The following is a 21719-nucleotide window of genomic DNA, read 5'->3' as shown; positions in this document are numbered from 1 at the left end:
ATTGGATGAGATACATGAACTGTAGGGGCGCACAACTGTGCGCCCCTATAACGTATTGCAATCGAATGAAAATCGCTGTAGAATTCGCAGCACACACAAATCAATTGTATATAAAAATACATTTAATCAAAGCTAGTTTTGCTAGTCTAAACCCTGCATTCTGAATATCAAAGTGTGCGTTTGGGTGTGAGGATAAATGCATAAATTCTTGTTGCAAGTATTGCCGCTTGCCTCGGTAATATTAGCGTGTCATGCTATTGATAGCTATAGGGCAAGTGCGGAGACTAACACGGTAGAAGTTAGCTCAAAACAGACACTAGCTAGCACGAATTACGCTCGCGAAGCTAAATTATTGTTACCAGCTGATAGGCGCGATCGTCACGCAACCGATCGTACTTCCATAGAACCTGAAACCGATCTAGCGACGATTCCTAGAGTCGAGATACCGGAAGCAGCAAGTGGTGACCCGATGGCGCAAGTCACATCTGTATCGCAGCTATCAGATGTCCAACCGACTGACTGGGCATTTCAAGCGTTACAGTCATTGGTAGAGCGCTACGGTTGTATTGCCGGATATCCAGACAGCACCTATCGCGGCAACCGTGCTTTAACGAGATATGAATTTGCGGCTGGTTTGAATGCCTGTTTGGACAGAATTAACGAACTTATTGCCACAGCATCGGCAGATACCGTCAAGAAAGAAGATGCCGATACACTGCAAAAATTGCAGACAGAATTTGCCGCTGAATTGTCTGCTTTGCGCGGTCGTGTGGATACTTTAGAAGCAGCGACAGCAGAACTAGAAGCCAATCAATTCTCGACGACGACGAAATTAAACGCTCTAGTTTGGTCTCACGTTACGGGAGCCTTTGCGGATGGCGACGTGCAGTTTGAATCAGTCGATATCTTTCCCCCAGATGCATTTGGCGGTGTTGTGGCTAGACGAGGGGGAAGAGATGCAGTAACTGGTAGACCAGTCGTACAAGAACTAACAGAAGATCCAGAAATCACTCTTAGCAATCACCTATGGCTCAACTTCGATACTTCCTTTAACGGTAGAGACAGCCTTAAACTAAGGCTAGCCGCAGGAAATGCTGATTCTCCCGCCAATCAATTTACCTCCGCAGGGCTTTACAATACCTATGGCGTACCCTTTTTCGATCAAACTGCGGGTATCCAAGGGTTAGATAACGATATCTTCCTTCATGAATTGTTTTATAGTTTTCCCGTGGGAGACAATCTTGAAATTGTTTTTGGTCCCCGCATTAATTGGTATCGTTATTTTGACTACAACGCTTTTACCTTCATCCTCACAGGTGCGAATAGTTTTAACTCCAATGGCGGTACGCTAGTCAATGCGATCGACCGAGGTTCGGGAGCAGCTGTAATTTGGAAACCCAGCGAGCAATTTCAATTTGCAGTCGCTTATCTTGGAGAAAACACAGAATTTCTCTCTAGTACGATCGCAACTGGGTACAACACCTCTAGCGATCCGAGATTTGGCTTATTTGGTGGTACTTATACGGCAACGGCTGAACTCACTTACTCGCCCAGCCAAAATTTTAATTTGAGATTTCTATATAACCGGACTCGGATTCAAGCCATTAACGGCGTGATTGGCGGAGCGACGGGAGAGCCAATTTACGGAATTGCAGATAACGGCAGTTCGGCAGTATTCGACCCTGTGACAGGACTAGTTGCTGATGGTGGTTTGGATGCTGGTTTAGCCAATACCTTTGGAGTTAACTTCGATTGGTTGGTCACTCCAGGTATCGGTTTATTCGGACGTTACACCTACGCCAAGACAAATCTAGTGCCTGGTGATGGAGAAATTGAAGCCCAAGCAATGCAGGCTGGTGTTGCTTTTCCCGATTTGGGTAAGGAGGGGGCGCTGTTAACTATCTCTTATGTCAGACCGTTTGCCATCTTGGACGGGCGCGATTTTCTCGTTGCTGGCGGCGGAAATGGTGGCGTGCAGTACGAGTTTGAAGCGAATTACTATTTTCCACTCACAGATAATATAGCTTTAGTACCAGCGTTTTATCTGATTGCCAATCCAAATAACTTTAGCGATAACCCAACGATCTATGTAGGTAACTTAAGGGCGCAGTTTAGCTTTTAAGCGATCGCTTCATTGCTCAGATGGTAGAGAGCTAATTATTTTCGTCATAATCATACAATAATGAGTCTTGGAGCGATGCTCCAACTATACATGCTTGACTCAGATCTACCCCAGTTAGTTCTACTAACTTTAATTGCGCGTAACGTAAATCTGTTCCGGTCAGATTAGCACCACTGAGATTGGCTCCAGTTAAATTCGTTAAGCGCAAATCTGCTCTATTTAATAAAGTGTCACGTAGATCCACACTGCTCAAATTGGCTTTAATGAGAATTGTTCTACTCAGGATGGCTTTATACAAAGTCGCATTGCTAAGGTCAGTTCTCCAGAGTGTAGCGCCAGATAAGTTTGCCTCGCTGAGCTTGACTCCTTTTAAGTTGGCTCCATTCAGGTTGGCTCCAGCTAACTCTGCTCTACTCAAGATGGCTCCACTCAAATTGATTTCACTCAAATCAACTCTGCGCAAGTCAAAACAGCTAAAATCTCTTTTGCCAGCAGTATAAAGCTCTAGTAGAGTATCAACATTCATAGATCGGCATTCATAAAATACGCCAGGAGTTACGCACGGAAGTTGAAGATCTCGATCCCCCCTAACCCCCCTTCAAAAGGGGGGGAAATAATAGCCCCCTTGTTAAGGGGGTTGGGGGATCTCCTATAAAGCCCCCTTGTTAAGGGGGTTGGGGGATCTCCTATAAAGCCCCCTTGTTAAGGGGGTTGGGGGATCTCCTCAATTTTTTCCCCGCGCTTGCGAGATATATTGGGTTTGAAAGAGCAGTACTAACTAGCACCACTCCCTCATCTAGAACGTTTTACATCCGGCGCAGGTTGAGTAGCTCTTGGGGAGAAGCAAGCATATCAATTGCTACGAAGAAAATCTTGCCTTGAGGATTAATCAAAAACCGCCAAGCAATATTCATCCCAACGTTGACACCAAACCAAGGAGTTTGGACGACACCAGTGACTTTTACTTGTTTGGAGCCATCCGGTTGTACTTCACAGATCCCTTGTTTCGGCATCATGTTTAACCCTTGTGCTTCTTCGCGCATGTATTTCGCGATCGCCTCATGACCGACAATTGGCTTTTGAAATGGGGGTTGTAAAGCACCATCAGCAGTAAACAAAGCAATAGCAGCGGCGAAATTGTCTGCGTTCATTGCTTCGACATATTGCAACACCGCAGGCTCGTCAATGCCTTCAATCTTGACATTGGTGGTGACGGGTTCGGTGCGTTCAAATACTGGTTCTACACTCTTTCGAGAACTGCTGGGAGTCAAGTCGGATGTATCGAATCCCATGTCTACAACTGTGTTACGCAGAACTGTGATCTGCTGACCTGGATCGAGTTTCTGGGTTGCTTCTAGGACGACTTTGACACCAGGAGACATTTGATAGCCAGTTGGAATTGGAGCGACGATCCCCTGTTTCATCAACTCTCCTAACTCGTACCAAAAAGCTAGCTTGGTATTCACGCTGAAGAAACCATAGGAACGGTTGATCGGAGTGTCAATGCGATTAGCAAGATCGCGCATGACTTTGGTTTGCTCTTCAGGAGACATTTGTTTGATTTGGGTGAGCAATCCTTCCGCCAGTTGTAAACGAGCCGCGCCTGGAGCTGCGGGGGTGATTGTCCGACCCATTTCCGTGTAAGCATACCAAAGGTACGCTAGGCGATCGTCAACGCTCAGTTGGTCGAACAGCGCTATGGTGGCTGGAATTGGACTGGGGATTTGAGTTCCAGAGAAAATGTTTTGTGCCGACTCGATAGTATAAGTCACGATCGGAAACTCCAGATTGCTTTATGTTTGTCAATTTTGAGATTCAAGGCAAAATGCTAAAGCTGGGGCTTTAGCACGTACCCACTTGGTTACGTAAATGAATGTAACAAACTAGTTAATTTTTGTAAAGAAACTTATCGATTTCGATCGCTTTGCCGCTCGATCCAGTAGATAGCACGCGCCATTAGGTAGTTTAATCGAGCAAGCGATCGCGCAGTCGCAGACCAAGTTACACAGGAGCGGCTAGTCCAAGTGCTGCCTGCAAGCTAAATAATTCTGAGAAAACGTTGCATAACTTTACAATGCTTGTTACATTACCATTTAGCTAAAAAAGACATTAATTGGATAAACGTATATGAAATCTAACGTTCGGGATGATTTGATGAGCTTTTTACGCGACGAATTGTCGGTTTCAGAAGCAGCGATCGCGTTAGCTTTAAAAAAAGGAGAACAGGAACTAAACTTTCTGCCGATGGTACTTTGGCAATATGGATTTCTTACCTTGCCACAACTAAACCGCGTGTTCGATTGGTTAGAAATGGTGTAGGATCTACTAACGCTGTAACTCGTGTAACTTCACGTCGGCTATTGTCTTGAGTAGCGATATAAAGTGATGGCTTATGATACAGCCTTATCTGGCAAAAATTTCGATTTTTCCGGTTAAATCGCTTGATGGCATCACTTTGTCTCAAGTCAGTGTATTGGCAAGTGGCGCACTCCAGCACGATCGCGAGTATGCCTTATTTGACCAAAAGGGACGATTTGTGAATGGTAAGCGCAATGCTAAGGTTCATTGGCTGCGATCGCAATTCGATGCAGATTGTCAACAGCTATCGTTACAAGTCCAAGGAACAGATGAGAGCGTTACTTTTCACTTGAATAAAGAGCGTTCGGAGTTAGAAGCTTGGTTGAGTAATTATTTTGGTTTACCTGTCAACATTAAGCAAAATAATTTTACAGGATTTCCAGATGATACTAATGCTTCTGGACCTACAATAATTAGTGCAGCTACGCTTGCAGAAGTTGCCTCCTGGTTTCCTGATATAAGTGTTGAGGAAATGAGGAATCGGATACGAGCAAATATAGAAATTGATGGCGTACCTCCATTTTGGGAAGACCGATTATTTACCAAAGTAGGGGATAGTATCCAGTTTCAAATTGGAGCAGTTGTATTTGCTGGAATTAATCCTTGTGCGAGATGCATCGTACCCACAAGAGATTCAAAAACAGCAGTAGCAACAGAGAATTTTCAGAAAATCTTTGTTTCTAAACGTAAAGAAACCTTACCAGATTGGACAACTCCAGAGAGATTCGACCACTTTTATCGGTTAAGTATCAATACAAAAATTCCATCGTCAGAAACAGGAAAAATCTTAAGAATTGGCGATCCAGTTTCAATCTAGAATCCGATCGGTCAGGATTAAAATAAGGCGAATAGAATTCGCGACTACACGGGGAAAGTCCGCCTGCGCGGACTAAGAGTTTATTGTGTCTAATTTTGCTTTGGTAGTAATTAGATTAACGTACTCGCTCTTACCATTAGTATAAGCTTCGCGATCGCCTGGAAATTTTTGTGCTAAATCTCGCTTTAGTTGTGCGTAGCGTGTGGCTTCTTCTGGGTGGCTACAGAGATAATTGCGAAAATACAATCTTTCCCATAATGTGTGTCCAGCAATAGCCATATGAATGTGATGGGTACGCTTACCATCAGGCAATCGCTTAACAAACATCATATGCCCAGGGGGGCGATCGCTACGCCATAGATATTCATATCCCGTATCTACTAGCTTGGGTAAAGCTTCTTGTTGGGCGCGATCGAAGCTGGGAATTTCCACTAACATATCGATTATGGGCTTAGCAGGCATTCCAGGTATAGCCGTACTGCCAAAGTGTTCGATTCGGAGGATCGAAGCTTCTCCCAACAGACTTCGTAGGTAAATAGCTTCTTGCTCGAATAACTCTACCCATTTGCGATCGTATTCCACAATTACAATATCATCCATACCTTTAGATTCCCCTCACTCCTCACTCCTCACTCCTCAATTCGCATCCCTATAACAGCCGCAAAGCCGCTAACATATAATCTCTATAGTCTGTTCGCTCTACCCTAATGCTGAGAAAAGTTGCTTTAGCTTGCTACGTGCTGGACTTTGAGTATAAATCCCGATGTTAGAAGAAATTTTAACTTTCTCCGCCGAGCATCTCGATTCCTGCGCTCATGTATATGTTGAAACTTTTAAACAAGAACCTTGGAACGAGTGTTGGAGTTTTGAAACGGCAAGGGTACGATTGTGGGAGACACTCAATACTCCAGGTTTTGTTGGATTTGTGTTACACCATCATGAACCGCTAGGATTTATCCTTGGTTATTGCGAACAATTTTATGATGGTAAGCACTTTTTTGTGAAAGATTTTTGCGTACAAACCGATAAACAGCACCAAGGAATAGGAACAAAGCTACTCAATCATCTGACAATCGTGCTGACTCCGATGAACGTGTCCCAAATTTTTCTTCTGACACTTAGGGACGGGCAAGCAGAGGCATTCTATAGTAAGAATGGCTATTGCAGGAGTCCGAAAATTATTGTCATGTCGCAGCAACTCGGTTCTAGAACAGATTCATGGACATTTTAGCGAAGAATAGCACATTTCCAGCTATTAAATATAAAACTATAATTCTAGTTTTTAAACTATGACCAAAACCACAGATTTTTTAAGTCACCTTAACTCCAGTCAACGTACGTCTGTAGAGCATTTTTGCGGTCCCTTGTTAGTGGTTGCGGGTGCGGGTTCTGGTAAAACGAGAGCATTAACTTATCGGATTGCAAATCTGATTCTCAAACACCGTGTCGATCCTCATAATATCTTAGCCGTGACTTTTACCAATAAAGCGGCACGGGAGATGAAAGACAGGATTCAAAAAATCTTTGCCGAACAAATAGCACTGAGTCAATACAATAAAACATTAGATAAATTAGCCCCACACGAACAAACAAGATTGCGATCGCAAGTTTACAAAACCTATATCAAAGATTTGTGGATCGGTACGTTTCACAGTTTGTTTTCGCGTATATTGCGATTTGATATTGAAAAATATCAAGATGAGAAAGGTAGACGCTGGACGAAAAACTTTTCTATTTTTGATGAATCCGACGCTCAATCTGTAGTTAAAGAGATTATTACCAAAAAACTTCAACTAGACGATAAAAAATTTGAACCTCGTTCCGTTCGCTACACTATTAGCAATGCTAAAAATCAGGGACTTTCTCCCCGCGACTTTGAACGAGAACAGCCTAACTATCGCGGGAGAGTTATTGCCGAAGTTTACGGATATTATGAAGATAAGCTAGCCGAAAACAACGCTTTGGATTTTGACGATCTCATTTTAATGCCAGTGAAATTATTTCAGCAGAACGAACAAGTTCTGGGTTATTGGCATCAAAGATTCAGACATATTTTAGTTGATGAGTATCAAGATACAAACCGAATTCAGTACGATTTAATTAATTTACTCACAACAAACGGCGAGACGAGAAAAAGTGAATGGGATTGGCGCGATCGCTCAATTTTTGTAGTTGGCGATGCCGATCAATCAATTTATAGTTTTCGCATGGCAGATTTCACCATTCTGCTAGACTTTCAAGCCGACTTTGGTGATGGCTTACCTGACGAAGATACTCGGACGATGGTTAAGTTAGAAGAAAACTATCGCTCTAGAGAAACTATTCTACAAGCCGCTAACCAACTGATTGAAAATAATACCCAGCGAATCGATAAAATTCTGAAGCCAACGCGAGGAGAAGGAGAAAAAATCTATTGCTATAAAGCTGATGATGAAATCGCCGAAGCCCAATTTGTCATCAACCATTTACGGAGTTTAGAACAGCAACATTCAGAATTTAATTGGGGTAGTTTTGCCGTTCTTTATCGTACTAACGCTCAATCTCGTCCTATAGAAGAGAATCTAGTACGTCAGGGTATTCCTTATACGATTGTCGGTGGATTGAAGTTCTACGATCGCAAAGAAATTAAAGATGTTTTGGCATATTTAAGAGCAATTGTCAATCCTTACGATACCGTCAGTTTATTACGAGTGATTAATACTCCTCGTCGAGGCATTGGTAAAACTACAATTGATAATTTAGTTAATGCTGCCCAACAACTTAATTTACCCTTTTGGGAAATTCTCAACGACGAAACATCAGTTAACACTTTAGCAGGGCGATCGGCTAAGGGTGTCAACAATTTTGCCCAATTAATTCGCAAATGGCAAGAACAGGTAGACACTCTTTCTCCTAGCGCGATCGTGCAGGGAGTTTTAGATGAATCTGGCTATGTCAAAGACCTCCAAAATCAAGGTACAGATGAAAGTTTAGATAGACTGCAAAACGTACAGGAACTTTACAACGCCGTTCTACAATTTGAAGAAGAAAATGAAGAAGTTAATTTATCAAATTTCCTTGCTAGTACTGCCTTAACTTCCGATTTAGATAATTTGAAAGAAGGACAAGCTGCTGTTTCTCTATTAACTCTCCACGCTTCCAAAGGATTAGAATTTCCCGTTGTTTTTCTCGTGGGGTTGGAACAAGGACTACTTCCTAACTATCGTTCGCTTGACGATCCTAAATCCTTGGAAGAAGAGCGCCGCTTGTGTTATGTGGGGATTACTCGCGCTCAAGAAATACTTTACCTCACCCACGCCCGCGAACGCCGCCTTTACGGTTCCCGCGAACCTGCGATCGCCTCTCAATTTTTAGCAGAATTACCCAAAGAATTACTCAGTTTCCATCTTTCTAGTCAAGCGAAAGTTTCTAGTACATCGAGATCGACTCACCAACCAACTCAAAAGTGGAGTCATCCTCAAGATAATAGCGCTAATAACAACTCATCAGCCGCAGACGCAGAGCGAGATTGGCGTGTAGGCGATCGCATTTTCCATAAAAACTTTGGTATTGGTGAAGTGACTCACATTTTCGGTTCTGGTAACAAGATTTCTTTAGCGGTTCGGTTTGCTAACCTCAGCACGCCAAAAATTGTTAATCCTAAAATCGATCCGCTACAAAAAGTAGAATAAAGTTGTCATTAGTCATTAGTTATTGGTCATTTGTCATTCGCGTGACTGTTGACAAAAAAGGAGTTTTCTATGAACCAGGCGCAGGTAAGATGGACAACTAGCAATTTAGAGTTGTTGCCAGATAATGGCAATCGCTATGAAATTGTAGACGGGGAATTATTTGTGACCCGCGCACCAGGTTGGAAACATCAAAGAGTTTGTAATAACATTTGTACGGAATTAAATCTTTGGTCGCAACAAACTGGATTAGGGGAAGCAGTCACTACCCCTGGCATTATTTTTACTGATGCTGATAACGTTATCCCAGATGTGGTTTGGATTAGTAAAGAGCGATTGGCTGCTTTGTTAGACGAAGCAGAACACTTGACTGGCGCACCAGAATTGGTGGTTGAGGTGCTATCGCCAGGGGAAACCAACGAGCGCCGCGACAAAGAGGCTAAACTGAAACTATATGCTGCTCAAGGAGTGCGTGAATATTGGATCGCAGATCCGCGCTTGCAGCAAATTCAAGTTTATCGCCGCGAAAATGCAACATTGGTGATGGTGGCAACTTTGTTTGCTAGTGACGAACTAACTTCGCCTTTATTGCCTGGTTCTAGCTGTGCTGTGGCAAGATTGTTTGGTTAGACATTGCGATCGAAGTCATGGCGATCGCATCTCATATCTTCCTGAAAACTGTATCAAATCCAGTTTGTTTCTAAAAATTAAATCCTCTAAGCTAGTCGAGGAGTATCCAGTCGAATAGCTGCAAAAACCCGTGAAATATTTCTTTCTCACTGAAGGATGGACAGTAGGTAGAATCTGGGCATCTGATGGTCTATGGAATGAAACAGCATGGCGGCGACGACCAGACATTCAGCGACTTAACGTTTGTCTAGTAGAAGCAAACGAAAAATTATGGCTGTATCGGGTAGAAGACACGATTATGACTGTAGAAGTCAGACCCGCTACTGCTTCAAGTAATGGCACAAAACAAGCGATCGGACAAGTTGTACTCAAGCGATTGATCGCCGCCGAACAAGTTATAGAGCGCCTGGGAGCTGCCGAAGCCATGTGCCAACTCAAAAGCATTCAATCTGTAGTACAGTGAACAGTTATCAGTTGTCAGTGAAGAGTGGTAGTTGGTAGTTGGTAGTTGGCAAGAGAGGAGAGCTGAGAGAGTGGTGCGTGGTGAGTGATAAGATTTCTATTTGTCTTCTCCTGACTCTCGACTCCTGGCTCCTGTACGGGCGGGTATGAAGCGAAGATTTACTGCCTCAGTTGTCTGTCTATTTGCGCGCACCCGCCCCTACGATAACTGACAACTGATAACTGATAACTGATTTTCGTCTTGCATTCAGTCCCGCCAATAGTTACACTTCTTTAATAATTCTCATTTTTGTATTGAATACCATTGCTGAATTTTACAAGCCATATGGATCGTCCAAATCCAGATGTAGTAAGGCTCGGTTGATGGCAATAACAAAAAGCCGAAAAATTATCCTGTAGAAATAACTCATCGAGGAGGAGCGTAGTCGATGGGACTACCTTGGTACAGAGTACACACAGTCGTCCTGAACGATCCAGGGCGGTTGATTGCTGTACATTTAATGCATACAGCACTAGTTGCAGGCTGGGCTGGTTCGATGGCTCTATACGAACTAGCTATTTACGACCCCAGCGATCCAGTATTAAACCCCATGTGGCGGCAAGGTATGTACGTACTGCCCTTCATGTCACGCTTGGGTGTAGTTGGCTCTTGGGGTGGCTGGAACGTCATGGGCGCTCCCAGCTACGACCCTGGTTTCTGGTCGTTTGAGGGCGTTGCTGCCGCTCACATCGTTCTTTCCGGTTTATTATTCCTAGCTGCTTGCTGGCACTGGGTTTATTGGGACTTGGAACTCTTCCAAGACCCCCGCACGGGCGAATCTGCCCTAGACCTGCCAAAAATGTTTGGTATCCATTTATTCTTGTCTGGTCTACTTTGCTTTGGCTTTGGTGCTTTTCACCTCACCGGACTATTTGGTCCAGGGATGTGGGTTTCTGACCCCTACGGCATCACCGGACACGTAGAAGCAGTCGCGCCGGAATGGGGACCCGCAGGCTTTAACCCGTTTAATCCTGGGGGTGTGGTAGCTCACCACATTGCTGCGGGTGTTGTCGGTATTATTGCTGGTTTATTCCACTTGACAGTTCGACCTCCCGAACGGCTCTACAAAGCCTTGCGGATGGGGAATATCGAAACCGTGCTTTCTAGCAGTATTGCGGCTGTCTTCTTTGCTGCTTTCGTTGTAGCAGGAACGATGTGGTACGGTAACGCCACAACTCCAATTGAACTGTTTGGACCTACCCGTTATCAGTGGGATGATGGCTACTTCAAACAAGAAATGACCCGTCGCGTGCAAGCTAGCCTGGCTGAGGGTAAGAGCTTGTCTGAAGCCTGGTCGGAAATTCCCGAAAAACTGGCGTTCTACGACTACGTAGGTAACAGCCCTGCTAAAGGCGGTTTGTTCCGCGTCGGTCCGATGAATAAGACCAACGGTATTGCTCTCTCTTGGGCAGGACACCCCGTATTCAAAGATAAAGAAGGGCGAGAATTAGAAGTTCGTCGTCTGCCTAACTTCTTTGAAACTTTCCCTGTTGTTTTAACAGATAAAGACGGTGTTGTTCGCGCTGATATTCCTTTCCGGCGGGCAGAATCCAAGTATAGCTTCGAGCAAACAGGTGTAACTGTTAGCTTCTACGGCGGTGAGTTGGGCGGTCAAACCTTTACCGACCCAGCCGACGTGAAGAAGTATGCTCGTAAAGCTCAAGGTGGCGAAATCATCAATTTTGACGGCGATCAAAGCACCAGATTTGGCGATCTAGCACTTGCTAAGCCTGATGGCGTATTCCGTACTAGCCCTAGAGGTTGGTTCACCTTTGCTCACGCTACCTTTGCGTTGCTGTTCTTCTTCGGTCATTTATGGCACGGTTCTCGCACGATCTTCCGCGATGTCTTCGCAGGAGTCGAGGCAGATCTGGAAGAACAAGTCGAATGGGGGCTGTTCCAGAAAGTGGGTGACAAGACCACTCGCCGTAAGGAAGCCTAAACTGAGGTCAATTGTTAAGAACGGTTAAATATATTGTCGGGAAACAATTTTTCTAGCAGTGAATGTAACCGTTCTTTTCTTTTGATTGATAAACTATCAGTAAGAAGGAAGTCGTTAGGGAATACTGACATGGAAAGCGTTGCTTACATTTTGATTCTCGCGCTGGCTATTGGTACTCTATTCTTTGCCATAGCTTTTCGCGAACCGCCTCGCATTGAGAAAAAGTAAATTTTTTTCGGCTGAATTTACTAAAAATAGCCAAATCATATCCATTTTCCACCGCTGTTATCGCTCTTGGTAGCAGCGGATATTCCTTTATCAGTTGTCAGTTGTCAGTTATCAGTTATCAGTTATCAGTTAATTACGACTTACGACTTCTCCCTTGTCCCCCTTGTCATTCCCTCACCCCTAACTCCTCACTCCTCACCCCTTGCCATGCAATGCCCTTTCTGCCAGCATCCAGATAATCGCGTTTTAGAATCGCGTTCTGCTGAAGCGGGACAAAGTATCCGCAGGCGGCGGGAATGTTTGCGTTGTCATCGCCGCTTTACAACTTACGAACGGATTGAATTTGTTCCAATTACCGTTCTGAAACAGAATGGCGATCGCCAGTTATTCGATCGCTCTAAAGTTTTACGGGGAATTGTCCGTGCTTGCGAGAAAACGGGAATTTCAGCTTTGCGGATGGAAGCGATCGTCGATGAAATTGAAGCAGAACTGCAACAACGTGTCTCACGGGAAGTTAGCAGTCTGGAAATTGGCGAATTAGTTTTAAAACAACTGCGTTGCGAGAGTGAAGTTGCCTACGTGCGTTTTGCTTCTGTCTATCGCCAGTTTCAAACTATGAAAGATTTTGTCGAAACTTTGGACGATCTATCGCGTCAGGAAGCTCCAAATAATATCCCGATTGAAGATGAATATTGCCAGTGCCATGAATCCCCAACTCATACTGTGGCGATCGCCGATTGAAAGATTTTATCGCGATCGCACTATGGTAACCTTGTACGATTAACTCACATTAGGCGCTTTTCTGCTAAGGTAAGCAATGACATCTATAGATTGAATTCTACGAATCCATCACTCGAACTCTGTCGATTCGGACTATATCTAAAGATTTTCAGTAAATTTATTCACAAAGCTCAGTTATAATTGAGAGTCTGTACTTAAAATTGCGTCTAGATTAACTTCTCCTACGTTAGGATGGAATCAGAGATGTAGGTGTAATTTGCCTACGATCGACTTGCATATACATCGAGAGGAGGAAAAACCTTTCGGAGACTATTCCCAGGAAACAACCAGCATGGTCAATCAGAAAACACTTACTACAGAAATAGGCTTTACTCACGAAGATTTCGCGGCTTTACTCGACAAATACGATTACCACTTCAGCCCTGGCGACATCGTAGCTGGTACGGTATTTAGCATGGAGCCACGGGGCGCTCTGATTGACATTGGTGCTAAGACCGCTGCCTACATTCCCATCCAGGAAATGTCGATAAATCGGGTGGATGCTCCAGAAGAAGTTTTGCAACCCAACGAAACGCGGGAGTTTTTCATTCTTACCGATGAAAACGAAGACGGACAGCTAACGCTTTCGATTCGCCGCATTGAGTATATGCGAGCTTGGGAGCGCGTCAGACAGTTACAAAACGAAGATGCAACGGTGCGATCGCTCGTATTCGCTACAAATCGCGGCGGCGCACTCGTGCGAATCGAAGGTCTGCGCGGATTTATTCCTGGTTCTCACATCAGCACTCGCAAGCCCAAAGAAGAGTTGGTTAGCGAGGAGCTACCATTAAAGTTTCTAGAAGTTGATGAAGACCGCAATCGTTTGGTGCTGTCACACCGTCGTGCTTTAGTCGAGCGCAAGATGAACCGCTTGGAAGTTGGCGAAGTCGTCATCGGTACGGTACGCGGGATCAAGCCTTACGGTGCGTTTATCGATATTGGAGGTGTTAGCGGTCTGCTGCACATCTCGGAAATCTCCCACGACCACATCGATACACCTCACAGCGTTTTCAACGTCAACGATGAAGTCAAAGTCATGATCATTGACTTAGATGCCGAACGAGGTCGGATTTCTCTGTCTACAAAACAGCTAGAGCCAGAACCAGGTGACATGATCAAGAACCGCGACCTAGTTTACGATAAAGCAGAAGAAATGGCTGCAAGATATCGCGAACAGATGGCAGCTAAGCAACAAGGAATTGATTTAAATGCTCCTGCTGAGGTAGAAGAACCAGCAGCAGTGGAAGAAGAAATTCCAGAGGCTACGGAAGAGCCAGTTGCTACGGAAGAGCCAATTGCTACGGAAGAGCCAGTTGCTACGGATGATGAGGATTTGCCAGCAGCAGTTGAGTAAGAATATTTAGCAATTCAATGTAGAGGCGTTATATTTGACGTTTCTATATCAAAGGGGGTTAAACCCTCTTTTTTTGTGGCGATCGCATCTGCTGGAATAATAGGCAGTAGGGGCGCACAGTTGTGCAACCCTACCAGATTGCTAGATCTCGGAGGGCGGGTTTGCCTGAAATATTTGTCCTAGTTGGAAATGGTTAATAAACCCGCCCCTACAGTTGCGCGATTGTTTTGCTCATGGGGACAAATTCAATGCTGACTCCGTTGCCAATTGTATAGGTAACGGAATCGCTACCCGTATACCCATATGCTCGATACAGTTTGACTCCTGGTAAGGTTGCCATTAATTCCAGCGATCGAAAACCACTGGCTTGAGCTTGGAGTTCGCATCGTTGTAAAATTGCTCTGCCGATACCTTGTCTTGCCCAGTCAGGATGGACGAAAAAAGCCCGAATTTTTGCCGCATCGCAGTTGGGATCGAGATAGCCTGACTCGCGATCGCTATAGCGATCGCCGCCAAATAGCGTTTTGCGTTTACTCCAACCACCGCACCCCACTAACATTTCAGTCGCTTCGGCAACAAAGTACGTACCATCTACAATCAGATCTGTATCGACACCAAAAACCGAAGCGATCGCAGCTTCAATCTGCTCGTCAGTATAATCTGCTCGACTCAAACCCCGTGCAGAAGCAGCAATTAATCGTTCGATTTGGACACGCTCGTCCAGGCGTGCTTGTCGTAAAATGAAGCCCATTACCGAGAAAGTCAAAAGTTAAAAGTTAAAAGTCAAAAGACTAAAAGCTCTAGTAAACTTGAGGTCTAGCTAACTGCATGGGGCAAATTAAAAGGTAGAAATACTCATTTACAGAACTTACAATAAATTTCAGTAGAAGCGTAAGTTAATACAAATATGGCAACAATTCAGTGTAAAGACAAGCGCTTCAGTAATATCCAAGCAATTGTCTTCGATAAAGATGGCACGTTAGAAAATTCTGAAGAGTATTTACGCAATTTAGGACAAAAGCGATCGCGCCTGATCGATGCCCAAATTCCTGGGATTGGCGAACCTCTGCTGATGGCATTTGGAATTAATGGCGATCGCCTCGATCCGACAGGACTGTTAGCCGTGGGCAGTCGGCGCGAAACGGAAATTGCCGCAGCTGCTTATATCGCCGAGACTGGGCGCAGTTGGTTTGAATCCTTGGCGATCGCCCGTCGTACCTTTGAGGAAGCCGATCGGTATATTGGTACTGCCCCTTCGCCCCTATTTGTAGGCAGCTTGGAAGTACTGAAATATCTCAGCGATGCTGGTCTCAAACTGGGAATTCTTTCCGCCGCTTCCACCGAACGAGTTCGCGCCTTCGTTCAGCGCCATCAACTAGAAGCTTACGTGCAGTTACAGATGGGTGTAGATACTGGTGTCAGTAAACCCGATCCGGTACTATTTTTGCAAGCCTGTCAAGCCTTGGGTGTAGCGCCCCACGATACTTTAATGGTAGGAGATTCCGCTGCCGATATTGAAATGGCACGCAACGCAGGGGCAGCGGGTTGTATCGGTATCTGTTGGGGCAGACCAGAAGCCGCCCATTTAGAAGCAGCAGACGTGGCGATTTCCCAACTCGATGAAATTCAGGTGATTTTTTAACGGTTGTACGGGCGGGTTTACCAATTAACTGTGACTTCGACCAAGATTTCGGGTGAACCCGCCCCTACGGTTGTACGGGCGGGTTTATCCACAGTATTATTTGTTCCAGTACAGGTATATTCAAAAAAACCGCCCCTACGATTTTAAATATGCTTGCTTCTACCCAAGAACTCCTCCAAACAGCACGGCAGAATATTTACGCGATCGGAGCCTTTAATATCTATAACTTGGAGGGAGTCAAAGCGGTAGTGAGTGCAGCCGAGGCAAATCGTAGTGCTGCTATGTTGCAGATCCATCCCAGTGCCTTAAAGTACGGGAGATCGGCGTTAGTAGCAATGTGCTTGGAAGCCGCACGCGCTGCTACAGTCCCTATTGCCGTCCACTTAGACCACAGCACTAACGCCAGCGATATTCGCCAAGCCCTTACAGCAGGCATGAACTCGATTATGGCGGATGGTTCCCACTTATCATATGCAGAAAACATGGGATTTACGCGGGAGATGACGCGCCTTGCCCATAAATCTGGTGCGATCGTCGAAGCTGAAATTGGTCGGATCAGCGGTACTGAAGATGGCTTAACGATCGCGGAAAAAGAAGCCAAAATGACCGATCCCGCCCAAGCTGTGGAATTCGTCCGTACAACGCGGGTGGATGCCTTGGCAGTCACGATTGGTAACGTTCACGGAGAATATAAAAGTCCACCCCGTTTGGATTTCGATCGCCTTGCTCGCATTCGCCGCTTAATTGATATTCCCCTCGTCTTGCATGGCGCGTCGGGATTACCAGCGTGGATGATTAGCCGTTCCATCCAATTAGGCGTGTGTAAGTTTAATGTCAATACTGAAGTACGACAAGCTTATATGCGATCGCTCAAATCAGAAGTTTGTGCGGGTAATGGCAGCGACTTACTCGATATGGCAGGCGTGGCGATCGCGGCTATGCAGGAAGTGATTGCCGAAAAATTGCATCTCTTCGGCTCTGTCGGCAAGGCACACCTGCACGAAACGCCCTATGCCCGAATCTTAGCTGGATTAAAACGTTTTTCCCATTAAGTATTTAAATTAAACCGCAGCAGACTTCATCGGATACATATCTCTCTGTTGTTCGGTGAGTTCGTCCCTGAGTCTATCCATTGCTGAATCCACAACCGAACCAACAACAGCCCCCAGCAGCGATCCGACTACCGATCCCGCCAGAGAACCAACTAAAGAGCCAAGGAGTGCTGTACCAATTGAACCGCCAATACCACCTACAATTGCCCCCGCAACTGACCCAACCAACGAACCGCCGATGGAACCAACAAACGAGCAGAAGATAGAGCCGAGCTGAAACATCTCAGTGCGCTCCTGTAGTTATATATTTATTCTCTTACAGTACAAGAAATTTCTCTTTTTATAATAGTATGGATCGAAATTTTAACTTTTAAAAATTCAGGCTCAATTAGCGAGATTCAAATATAAGGCAAGCGATATCCACCTTACTACTAACATAAAAACTGTTGGTAGACTTTTCCCACATTAGATATGTTTAAACTTGGAAACTTTGCATATTTTACAAAAAATTTAGTAGACAATAAAATACCCCTGCCGACAACGCGGCAAGGGCTGAAAAATTTCGTACAAGCCAACTATTCGATCGCCAATTGAGGTGCTTTCAAAGATACAGCTGGTGTTGGCTTTTGTTCTGCTAATGTTGGCACTGATTGCCGTAAATGAGCTGTCAATTGTACGGTTGTGGCATCATACATTTGAGTCAGCATTTTCGGGTACAAGCCAATACCGATAATTGGTACTAGCAAGCAGGCGATAATAAATATTTCTCGTGGTTCGGCATCAATCAAAGCTTCGTGAGAAGTTAACTCTTTGTTCTCCTGCCCGTAGAAAATCTCTCGCAGCATGGAAAGGAGATAAATCGGGGTCAAGATTACGCCCACTGCCATCAGAAAGACGATAATTACTTTGAAGGTGGGGTTATAAGCATCGCTAGTTGCAAAGCCTACAAATACCATCAATTCTGCGACAAAACCGCTCATACCTGGCAGCGCTAAAGATGCCATCGAACAAGTCGTCCACATGGCGAAGATCTTCCGCATTTGTTGCCCGACACCACCCATTTCATCCAACATTAGGGTATGGGTGCGATCGTAAGTAGCCCCTACCAAGAAGAAAAGACTCGCGCCAATCATACCGTGGGAAATCATTTGCAAGATCGCGCCATTCAATCCTAAATCGGTGAAGGAAGCGATCCCAATGACCACAAATCCCATGTGAGAAATTGAAGAATAAGCAATTTTGCGCTTCAAGTTCCGCTGGGCAAAAGATGTTAAAGCAGCATAGATGATATTTACTACCCCCAGAATGACCATCGCAGGGGCAAAGAAAGCGTGAGCATCGGGAAGCATCCCCGCATTCATCCGAATTAGGGCATAGCCGCCCATTTTCAGCAGGATACCAGCCAGCAACATATGTACTGGGGCTGTCGCTTCACCGTGGGCATCGGGTAGCCAAGTGTGTAACGGGAAGATTGGTAATTTTACGCCGTAGGCAATCAGAAAAGCCCCATACAGCCAAAGCTGAAAGTTAAGGGGAATATCTTTAGCAGCCAGCGATCGCATGTCAAATGTTACGGTATCACCGTAGAATGCCATCGTCAGACCAGCTACCAAAATAAATAGCGACCCGCCAGCAGTGTACAAAATGAATTTGGTCGCAGCATATTGCCGTTTCTTACCACCCCAGATTGCCAGCAACAAGTAGACAGGAATCAGTTCTAGTTCCCACACCAGGAAAAACAACAACATATCCTGCACGGCGAATACAGCAATTTGTCCGCCATACATTGCCAGCAACAGAAAGTAGAACAGACGTGGCTTTAAAGTTACGGGCCAAGCCGCTAGAGTTGCCAGCGTCGTGATAAACCCTGTCAAAATCACCAAGGGCATCGACAAACCATCGACCCCTACCGACCAATTCAAGTCTAATTGGGGAACCCAGGCGTACCTTTCCACCAATTGCAACTCTGGATTAGCCAGATCGTACTGAGTGTAAAACGCGTAAACGATAATTGCAAAATCGATTAGCCCCACTACCAGAGCATACCAGCGCCCCGTCGATCCCTCTTTGGAGGGTGGCAGTAGCGGGATGAATAGCGAGGCAACGATTGGAAACAGAATTACGATTGTCAGCCAGGGAAAATTAGCTGTATTCATCTCTAACTAGGGAATAGGGAGTAGGGAGTCGGGAGTCGGGAGTCGGGAGTCGGGAAAGAGAGCGATGCGTGGTGAGTGGTGAGTGGTGCGTGGTTTTTCTCCCTCAGCCCCTTCAGCTCCCTCAGCTTCCCCAGCTCTCTTCTAGCCCCTCACTCCTCGCTCCTCGCCCCTGAATTAAGTTACGCCAAACACGATTACCATACCGAGAACTGCGGCAAACACAATCAAGGCATAGAATTGGGCGCGACCGTTTTCTAGGTATTTTAAGCCTTCACCGCTAATCAGCGTAAAGAAGCCCGTGAGGTTCACCGCACCATCGACCACACGATAATCGACTTCCATGACTTGACGGGCAAGGCGACGGCTACCCAAGACGAACACTTTGTAGTAAATGTCGTCAAAGTACCACTTGTTAAGCGATAGCTCGTAAAGTGGTTGAATTTTGGCAGCGATCGCGGCAGGATCGATCTTGCGCCACAAATACATCAACGAAGCCAAAGTAATTCCTAGCAAAGAAATCCCTACCGAAGCCCCTGCCAAAGTGTAGAATTCTGTCGGCTCGAACTCGGCAGCTTTCTCCATCGCCATAGCCGCAGTTTCGCTGGGAGGATAGATAAATTCCTCAAAGTAATTAGCAAACGGCGTACCCACCAGACCAATCAGCATCGACGGTATAGCTAGGACTACCAAAGGTAGAGCCATCGTCCAAGGGGACTCATGAGGATGTTCGCTGTGTCCGTGGTCGTGACTGTCGTGGCTGCTGGCGGTTGCTGCCAATTCGCGCGTATCCATCGCCCCTGGACCAAAATTGGGTACGAGGGCTGCGGATTTGAGTTCGTGGCGGATTTCCATTTCATTGCCTCGGAATTTCCCTTCAAATGTCGAGAAATACATCCGAAACATGTAGAAAGCCGTAATTCCTGCTGTCAGGTAACCTACACCCCAAAGTAAAGGATTCGTGGCAAAAGCTGCCCCTAGAATCTCGTCTTTCGACCAAAAACCAGCAAAAGGCGGAATTCCCGAAATTGCCAAACAGCCAATCAAAAAGGTAATCGCCGTCACAGGCATGTAGCGCCGCAATCCTCCCATGAGTCGCATATCCTGCGCCAAAACGGGATCGTGACCGACAACAGCTTCCATCCCGTGAATGACCGAACCGGAGCCAAGGAAGAGCATTGCTTTGAAGTAAGCGTGGGTCATTAAGTGGAACAATCCCGCGCCATACGCGCCTAAACCCATTGCCATCACCATATAACCCAATTGGGAGATGGTGGAATAAGCCAAGCCTTTCTTAATGTCGTTTTGAGTAATTGCGATCGTTGCCCCTAAAAATGCTGTAAACGCACCAGTATAAGCAATCACATTCATTGCCGCTGGTATGCCTTCAAACAAGGGATACATCCGAGCGATCAAAAACACCCCAGCTGCCACCATCGTCGCCGCGTGGATCAAAGCCGAAATGGGGGTGGGACCTTCCATCGCGTCCGGTAGCCAGACGTGCAAAGGAAACTGAGCTGATTTGGCAACTGGTCCTAAGAATACGAGAACGGCGAATACAACCGCCAAGAAACTGCTGATAGAACCTGATTCAACCAGAGTTTGCAACCGTTCGCCAATTTCGCCAAACTCAAAACTGTTGGTTGCCCAGTAAAGCCCTAGAATACCCAATAATAAACCAAAGTCACCCACGCGGTTGACGACGAATGCTTTTTGACAAGCATCTGCCGCTGCTTTGCGATCGTACCAGAACCCAACTAGTAGGTACGAACACATCCCCACTAGTTCCCAGAAAATGTAAATCTGGACGATATTGGAGCTGACTACCAGACCGAGCATGGAAGAACCAAACAGACTCAGGTAGGAATAGAAGCGCACGTAACCTGGGTCGTGAGCCATGTAACCATCGGTATACACCATCACTAGCAAAGCTACCGTGGTCACTACCACCAACATCATGGCTGTCAGATGGTCGATCGTATATCCCATACTTAAATGGAAATTTCCGGCTGCTGCCCATTCCAGGGTTCTGCTATAGGGCGCGTGTCCTTGAATTTGACTCCAAAGAATCGCGAAAGACAGTGCCGTTGCTGCTCCCATTAAAGAGATGACAAATACAGCATTGAGTTGCCGCAGGCGGTTAGTCGCCTGATTTGCCGATATTAACCCCAGACCGACCAGCATCGCCCCGACCAGAGGTAATACCGGAATCAGCCAGGCATATTGATAGATTGCTTCCATCACTTGCGCCTACTTTGAGAACTTTACTACTAACTTATTGAAGCTATTAGTTTTTTTGTCATCTGTCATTTGTCATTTGTCATTTGTATAGAATTGATTACAAATAACTGATGATGAATAACCTCTGACGACTAATCGCTTGCTCCAAACTGTTAACAATTGTGACACATGGCTCCGATCGTAAAATACCCCACCTGAGAGAACCTAGATGGGGAAAATTTACTATGACT

20 protein-coding genes are annotated in these 21719 nt (G+C 45.5%); 13 read left to right on the top strand and 7 right to left on the bottom strand.

The features are described 5' to 3' along the window. The first annotated feature begins 196 nt into the window (after nt 1-196). Nucleotides 197-2122 carry an iron uptake porin gene (locus QH73_RS23710; RefSeq protein ID WP_039713551.1) on the top strand — a complete coding sequence of 642 codons (1926 nt, stop codon included), beginning with the start codon at nt 197-199 and terminating at the stop codon, nt 2120-2122. 31 nt (nt 2123-2153) lie between these two features. Here the strand turns inward: QH73_RS23710 and QH73_RS23705 are convergent, their stop codons facing one another. Both QH73_RS23705 and QH73_RS23700 read right to left on the bottom strand, forming a co-directional pair. After that, complete coding sequence (locus QH73_RS23705) at nt 2154-2648, bottom strand: pentapeptide repeat-containing protein (RefSeq protein ID WP_039713550.1); 495 nt, start codon at nt 2646-2648, stop codon at nt 2154-2156. A 280-nt stretch (nt 2649-2928) separates the two neighbouring features. Beyond that, entirely contained in the window at nt 2929-3894 is a 966-nt protein-coding gene (locus QH73_RS23700; RefSeq protein WP_039713549.1) for an orange carotenoid-binding protein, read from the bottom strand. A 355-nt stretch (nt 3895-4249) separates the two neighbouring features. Between QH73_RS23700 and QH73_RS23695 the strand changes: the two genes are divergently transcribed. Together QH73_RS23695 and QH73_RS23690 are read left to right on the top strand one after the other, a co-directional pair. Further along, nucleotides 4250-4441, top strand: coding sequence for a DUF2949 domain-containing protein (locus QH73_RS23695; RefSeq protein WP_039713548.1), 192 nt, complete (start codon nt 4250-4252; stop codon nt 4439-4441). Between the two features lie 73 nt (nt 4442-4514). Continuing rightward, on the top strand, nt 4515-5297 hold the full coding sequence (locus QH73_RS23690) for an MOSC domain-containing protein (RefSeq protein WP_039713547.1): 783 nt from the start codon (nt 4515-4517) through the stop codon (nt 5295-5297). Between the two features lie 72 nt (nt 5298-5369). Here QH73_RS23690 and QH73_RS23685 read toward each other — a convergent pair whose 3' ends face one another. Continuing rightward, nucleotides 5370-5897, bottom strand: coding sequence for a GrpB family protein (locus tag QH73_RS23685; RefSeq protein WP_039713546.1), 528 nt, complete (start codon nt 5895-5897; stop codon nt 5370-5372). Between the two features lie 163 nt (nt 5898-6060). On the opposite strand from QH73_RS23685, the gene QH73_RS23680 reads away from it, so the two are divergent. The 8 genes from QH73_RS23680 (at nt 6061) to QH73_RS23645 (ending at nt 14401) form a co-directional block, all read left to right on the top strand. After that, the gene (locus QH73_RS23680; protein ID WP_039713545.1) at nt 6061-6528 is read left to right on the top strand and encodes a GNAT family N-acetyltransferase; all 468 of its coding nucleotides are present in this window, start codon (nt 6061-6063) and stop codon (nt 6526-6528) included. Nucleotides 6529-6586: 58 nt separating this feature from the next. Further along, the gene (gene pcrA / locus QH73_RS23675; RefSeq protein ID WP_039713544.1) at nt 6587-8968 is read left to right on the top strand and encodes a DNA helicase PcrA; all 2382 of its coding nucleotides are present in this window, start codon (nt 6587-6589) and stop codon (nt 8966-8968) included. Between the two features lie 69 nt (nt 8969-9037). Then, the gene (locus tag QH73_RS23670; RefSeq protein WP_039713543.1) at nt 9038-9595 is read left to right on the top strand and encodes a Uma2 family endonuclease; all 558 of its coding nucleotides are present in this window, start codon (nt 9038-9040) and stop codon (nt 9593-9595) included. 130 nt (nt 9596-9725) lie between these two features. Next, nucleotides 9726-10058 (top strand): hypothetical protein, encoded by a 333-nt coding sequence (locus tag QH73_RS23665; RefSeq protein WP_039713542.1) that lies wholly within the window; start codon nt 9726-9728, stop codon nt 10056-10058. Between the two features lie 427 nt (nt 10059-10485). After that, nucleotides 10486-12039, top strand: a complete 1554-nt coding sequence (psbB, locus tag QH73_RS23660; RefSeq protein ID WP_039713541.1) for a photosystem II chlorophyll-binding protein CP47 — start codon at nt 10486-10488, stop codon at nt 12037-12039. Between the two features lie 129 nt (nt 12040-12168). Then, nucleotides 12169-12267 carry a photosystem II reaction center protein T gene (locus QH73_RS23655; RefSeq protein ID WP_009632497.1) on the top strand — a complete coding sequence of 33 codons (99 nt, stop codon included), beginning with the start codon at nt 12169-12171 and terminating at the stop codon, nt 12265-12267. Between the two features lie 66 nt (nt 12268-12333). Further along, on the top strand, nt 12334-13008 hold the full coding sequence (gene nrdR, locus QH73_RS23650; RefSeq protein ID WP_236147155.1) for a transcriptional regulator NrdR: 675 nt from the start codon (nt 12334-12336) through the stop codon (nt 13006-13008). A gap of 331 nt (nt 13009-13339) precedes the next feature. After that, the gene (locus tag QH73_RS23645; protein ID WP_039713539.1) at nt 13340-14401 is read left to right on the top strand and encodes a 30S ribosomal protein S1; all 1062 of its coding nucleotides are present in this window, start codon (nt 13340-13342) and stop codon (nt 14399-14401) included. Between the two features lie 208 nt (nt 14402-14609). Here the strand turns inward: QH73_RS23645 and QH73_RS23640 are convergent, their stop codons facing one another. Beyond that, nucleotides 14610-15167 carry a GNAT family N-acetyltransferase gene (locus tag QH73_RS23640; RefSeq protein ID WP_236147154.1) on the bottom strand — a complete coding sequence of 186 codons (558 nt, stop codon included), beginning with the start codon at nt 15165-15167 and terminating at the stop codon, nt 14610-14612. Between the two features lie 141 nt (nt 15168-15308). Here QH73_RS23640 and QH73_RS23635 point away from each other — a divergent pair, with 141 nt between their 5' ends. Both QH73_RS23635 and QH73_RS23630 read left to right on the top strand, forming a co-directional pair. Next, nucleotides 15309-16043, top strand: coding sequence for an HAD family hydrolase (locus QH73_RS23635; RefSeq protein ID WP_039713538.1), 735 nt, complete (start codon nt 15309-15311; stop codon nt 16041-16043). Nucleotides 16044-16192: 149 nt separating this feature from the next. Continuing rightward, a complete protein-coding gene (locus QH73_RS23630) occupies nt 16193-17095 on the top strand; it encodes a class II fructose-bisphosphate aldolase (protein WP_039713537.1) in 903 nt (300 codons plus the stop codon). Nucleotides 17096-17104: 9 nt separating this feature from the next. Here the strand turns inward: QH73_RS23630 and QH73_RS23625 are convergent, their stop codons facing one another. The 3 genes from QH73_RS23625 to QH73_RS23615 all read right to left on the bottom strand — a co-directional run bounded on the left by QH73_RS23625 (nt 17105) and on the right by QH73_RS23615 (nt 21489). Then, entirely contained in the window at nt 17105-17377 is a 273-nt protein-coding gene (locus tag QH73_RS23625) for a hypothetical protein (RefSeq protein WP_039713536.1), read from the bottom strand. 293 nt (nt 17378-17670) lie between these two features. Continuing rightward, nucleotides 17671-19251, bottom strand: a complete 1581-nt coding sequence (locus QH73_RS23620; RefSeq protein ID WP_039713535.1) for an NAD(P)H-quinone oxidoreductase subunit 4 — start codon at nt 19249-19251, stop codon at nt 17671-17673. 174 nt (nt 19252-19425) lie between these two features. Continuing rightward, nucleotides 19426-21489: an NAD(P)H-quinone oxidoreductase subunit 5 gene (locus QH73_RS23615; protein ID WP_039713534.1), complete on the bottom strand. Its 2064-nt coding sequence runs from the start codon at nt 21487-21489 to the stop codon at nt 19426-19428. Nucleotides 21490-21719: the final 230 nt, after the last annotated feature.

The sequence above is a fragment of the Scytonema millei VB511283 genome (assembly GCF_000817735.3).
GTDB lineage: Bacteria > Cyanobacteriota > Cyanobacteriia > Cyanobacteriales > Chroococcidiopsidaceae > Chroococcidiopsis > Chroococcidiopsis millei_B.
Note: the sequence above shows the minus strand (reverse complement) of the source record. Positions and strands in the feature narration are given on the sequence as shown.

Coding starts and splice junctions, on each gene's coding strand:
- QH73_RS23710 (WP_039713551.1), top strand. CDS start 197: ATGCATAAATTCTTGTTGCAAGTATTGCCGCTTGCCTCGGTAATATTA.
- QH73_RS23705 (WP_039713550.1), bottom strand. CDS start 2,648: ATGAATGTTGATACTCTACTAGAGCTTTATACTGCTGGCAAAAGAGAT.
- QH73_RS23695 (WP_039713548.1), top strand. CDS start 4,250: ATGAAATCTAACGTTCGGGATGATTTGATGAGCTTTTTACGCGACGAA.
- QH73_RS23690 (WP_039713547.1), top strand. CDS start 4,515: ATGATACAGCCTTATCTGGCAAAAATTTCGATTTTTCCGGTTAAATCG.
- QH73_RS23685 (WP_039713546.1), bottom strand. CDS start 5,897: ATGGATGATATTGTAATTGTGGAATACGATCGCAAATGGGTAGAGTTA.
- QH73_RS23680 (WP_039713545.1), top strand. CDS start 6,061: ATGTTAGAAGAAATTTTAACTTTCTCCGCCGAGCATCTCGATTCCTGC.
- pcrA (WP_039713544.1), top strand. CDS start 6,587: ATGACCAAAACCACAGATTTTTTAAGTCACCTTAACTCCAGTCAACGT.
- QH73_RS23670 (WP_039713543.1), top strand. CDS start 9,038: ATGAACCAGGCGCAGGTAAGATGGACAACTAGCAATTTAGAGTTGTTG.
- psbB (WP_039713541.1), top strand. CDS start 10,486: ATGGGACTACCTTGGTACAGAGTACACACAGTCGTCCTGAACGATCCA.
- QH73_RS23655 (WP_009632497.1), top strand. CDS start 12,169: ATGGAAAGCGTTGCTTACATTTTGATTCTCGCGCTGGCTATTGGTACT.
- QH73_RS23645 (WP_039713539.1), top strand. CDS start 13,340: ATGGTCAATCAGAAAACACTTACTACAGAAATAGGCTTTACTCACGAA.
- QH73_RS23635 (WP_039713538.1), top strand. CDS start 15,309: ATGGCAACAATTCAGTGTAAAGACAAGCGCTTCAGTAATATCCAAGCA.
- QH73_RS23630 (WP_039713537.1), top strand. CDS start 16,193: ATGCTTGCTTCTACCCAAGAACTCCTCCAAACAGCACGGCAGAATATT.
- QH73_RS23625 (WP_039713536.1), bottom strand. CDS start 17,377: ATGTTTCAGCTCGGCTCTATCTTCTGCTCGTTTGTTGGTTCCATCGGC.
- QH73_RS23620 (WP_039713535.1), bottom strand. CDS start 19,251: ATGAATACAGCTAATTTTCCCTGGCTGACAATCGTAATTCTGTTTCCA.
- QH73_RS23615 (WP_039713534.1), bottom strand. CDS start 21,489: ATGGAAGCAATCTATCAATATGCCTGGCTGATTCCGGTATTACCTCTG.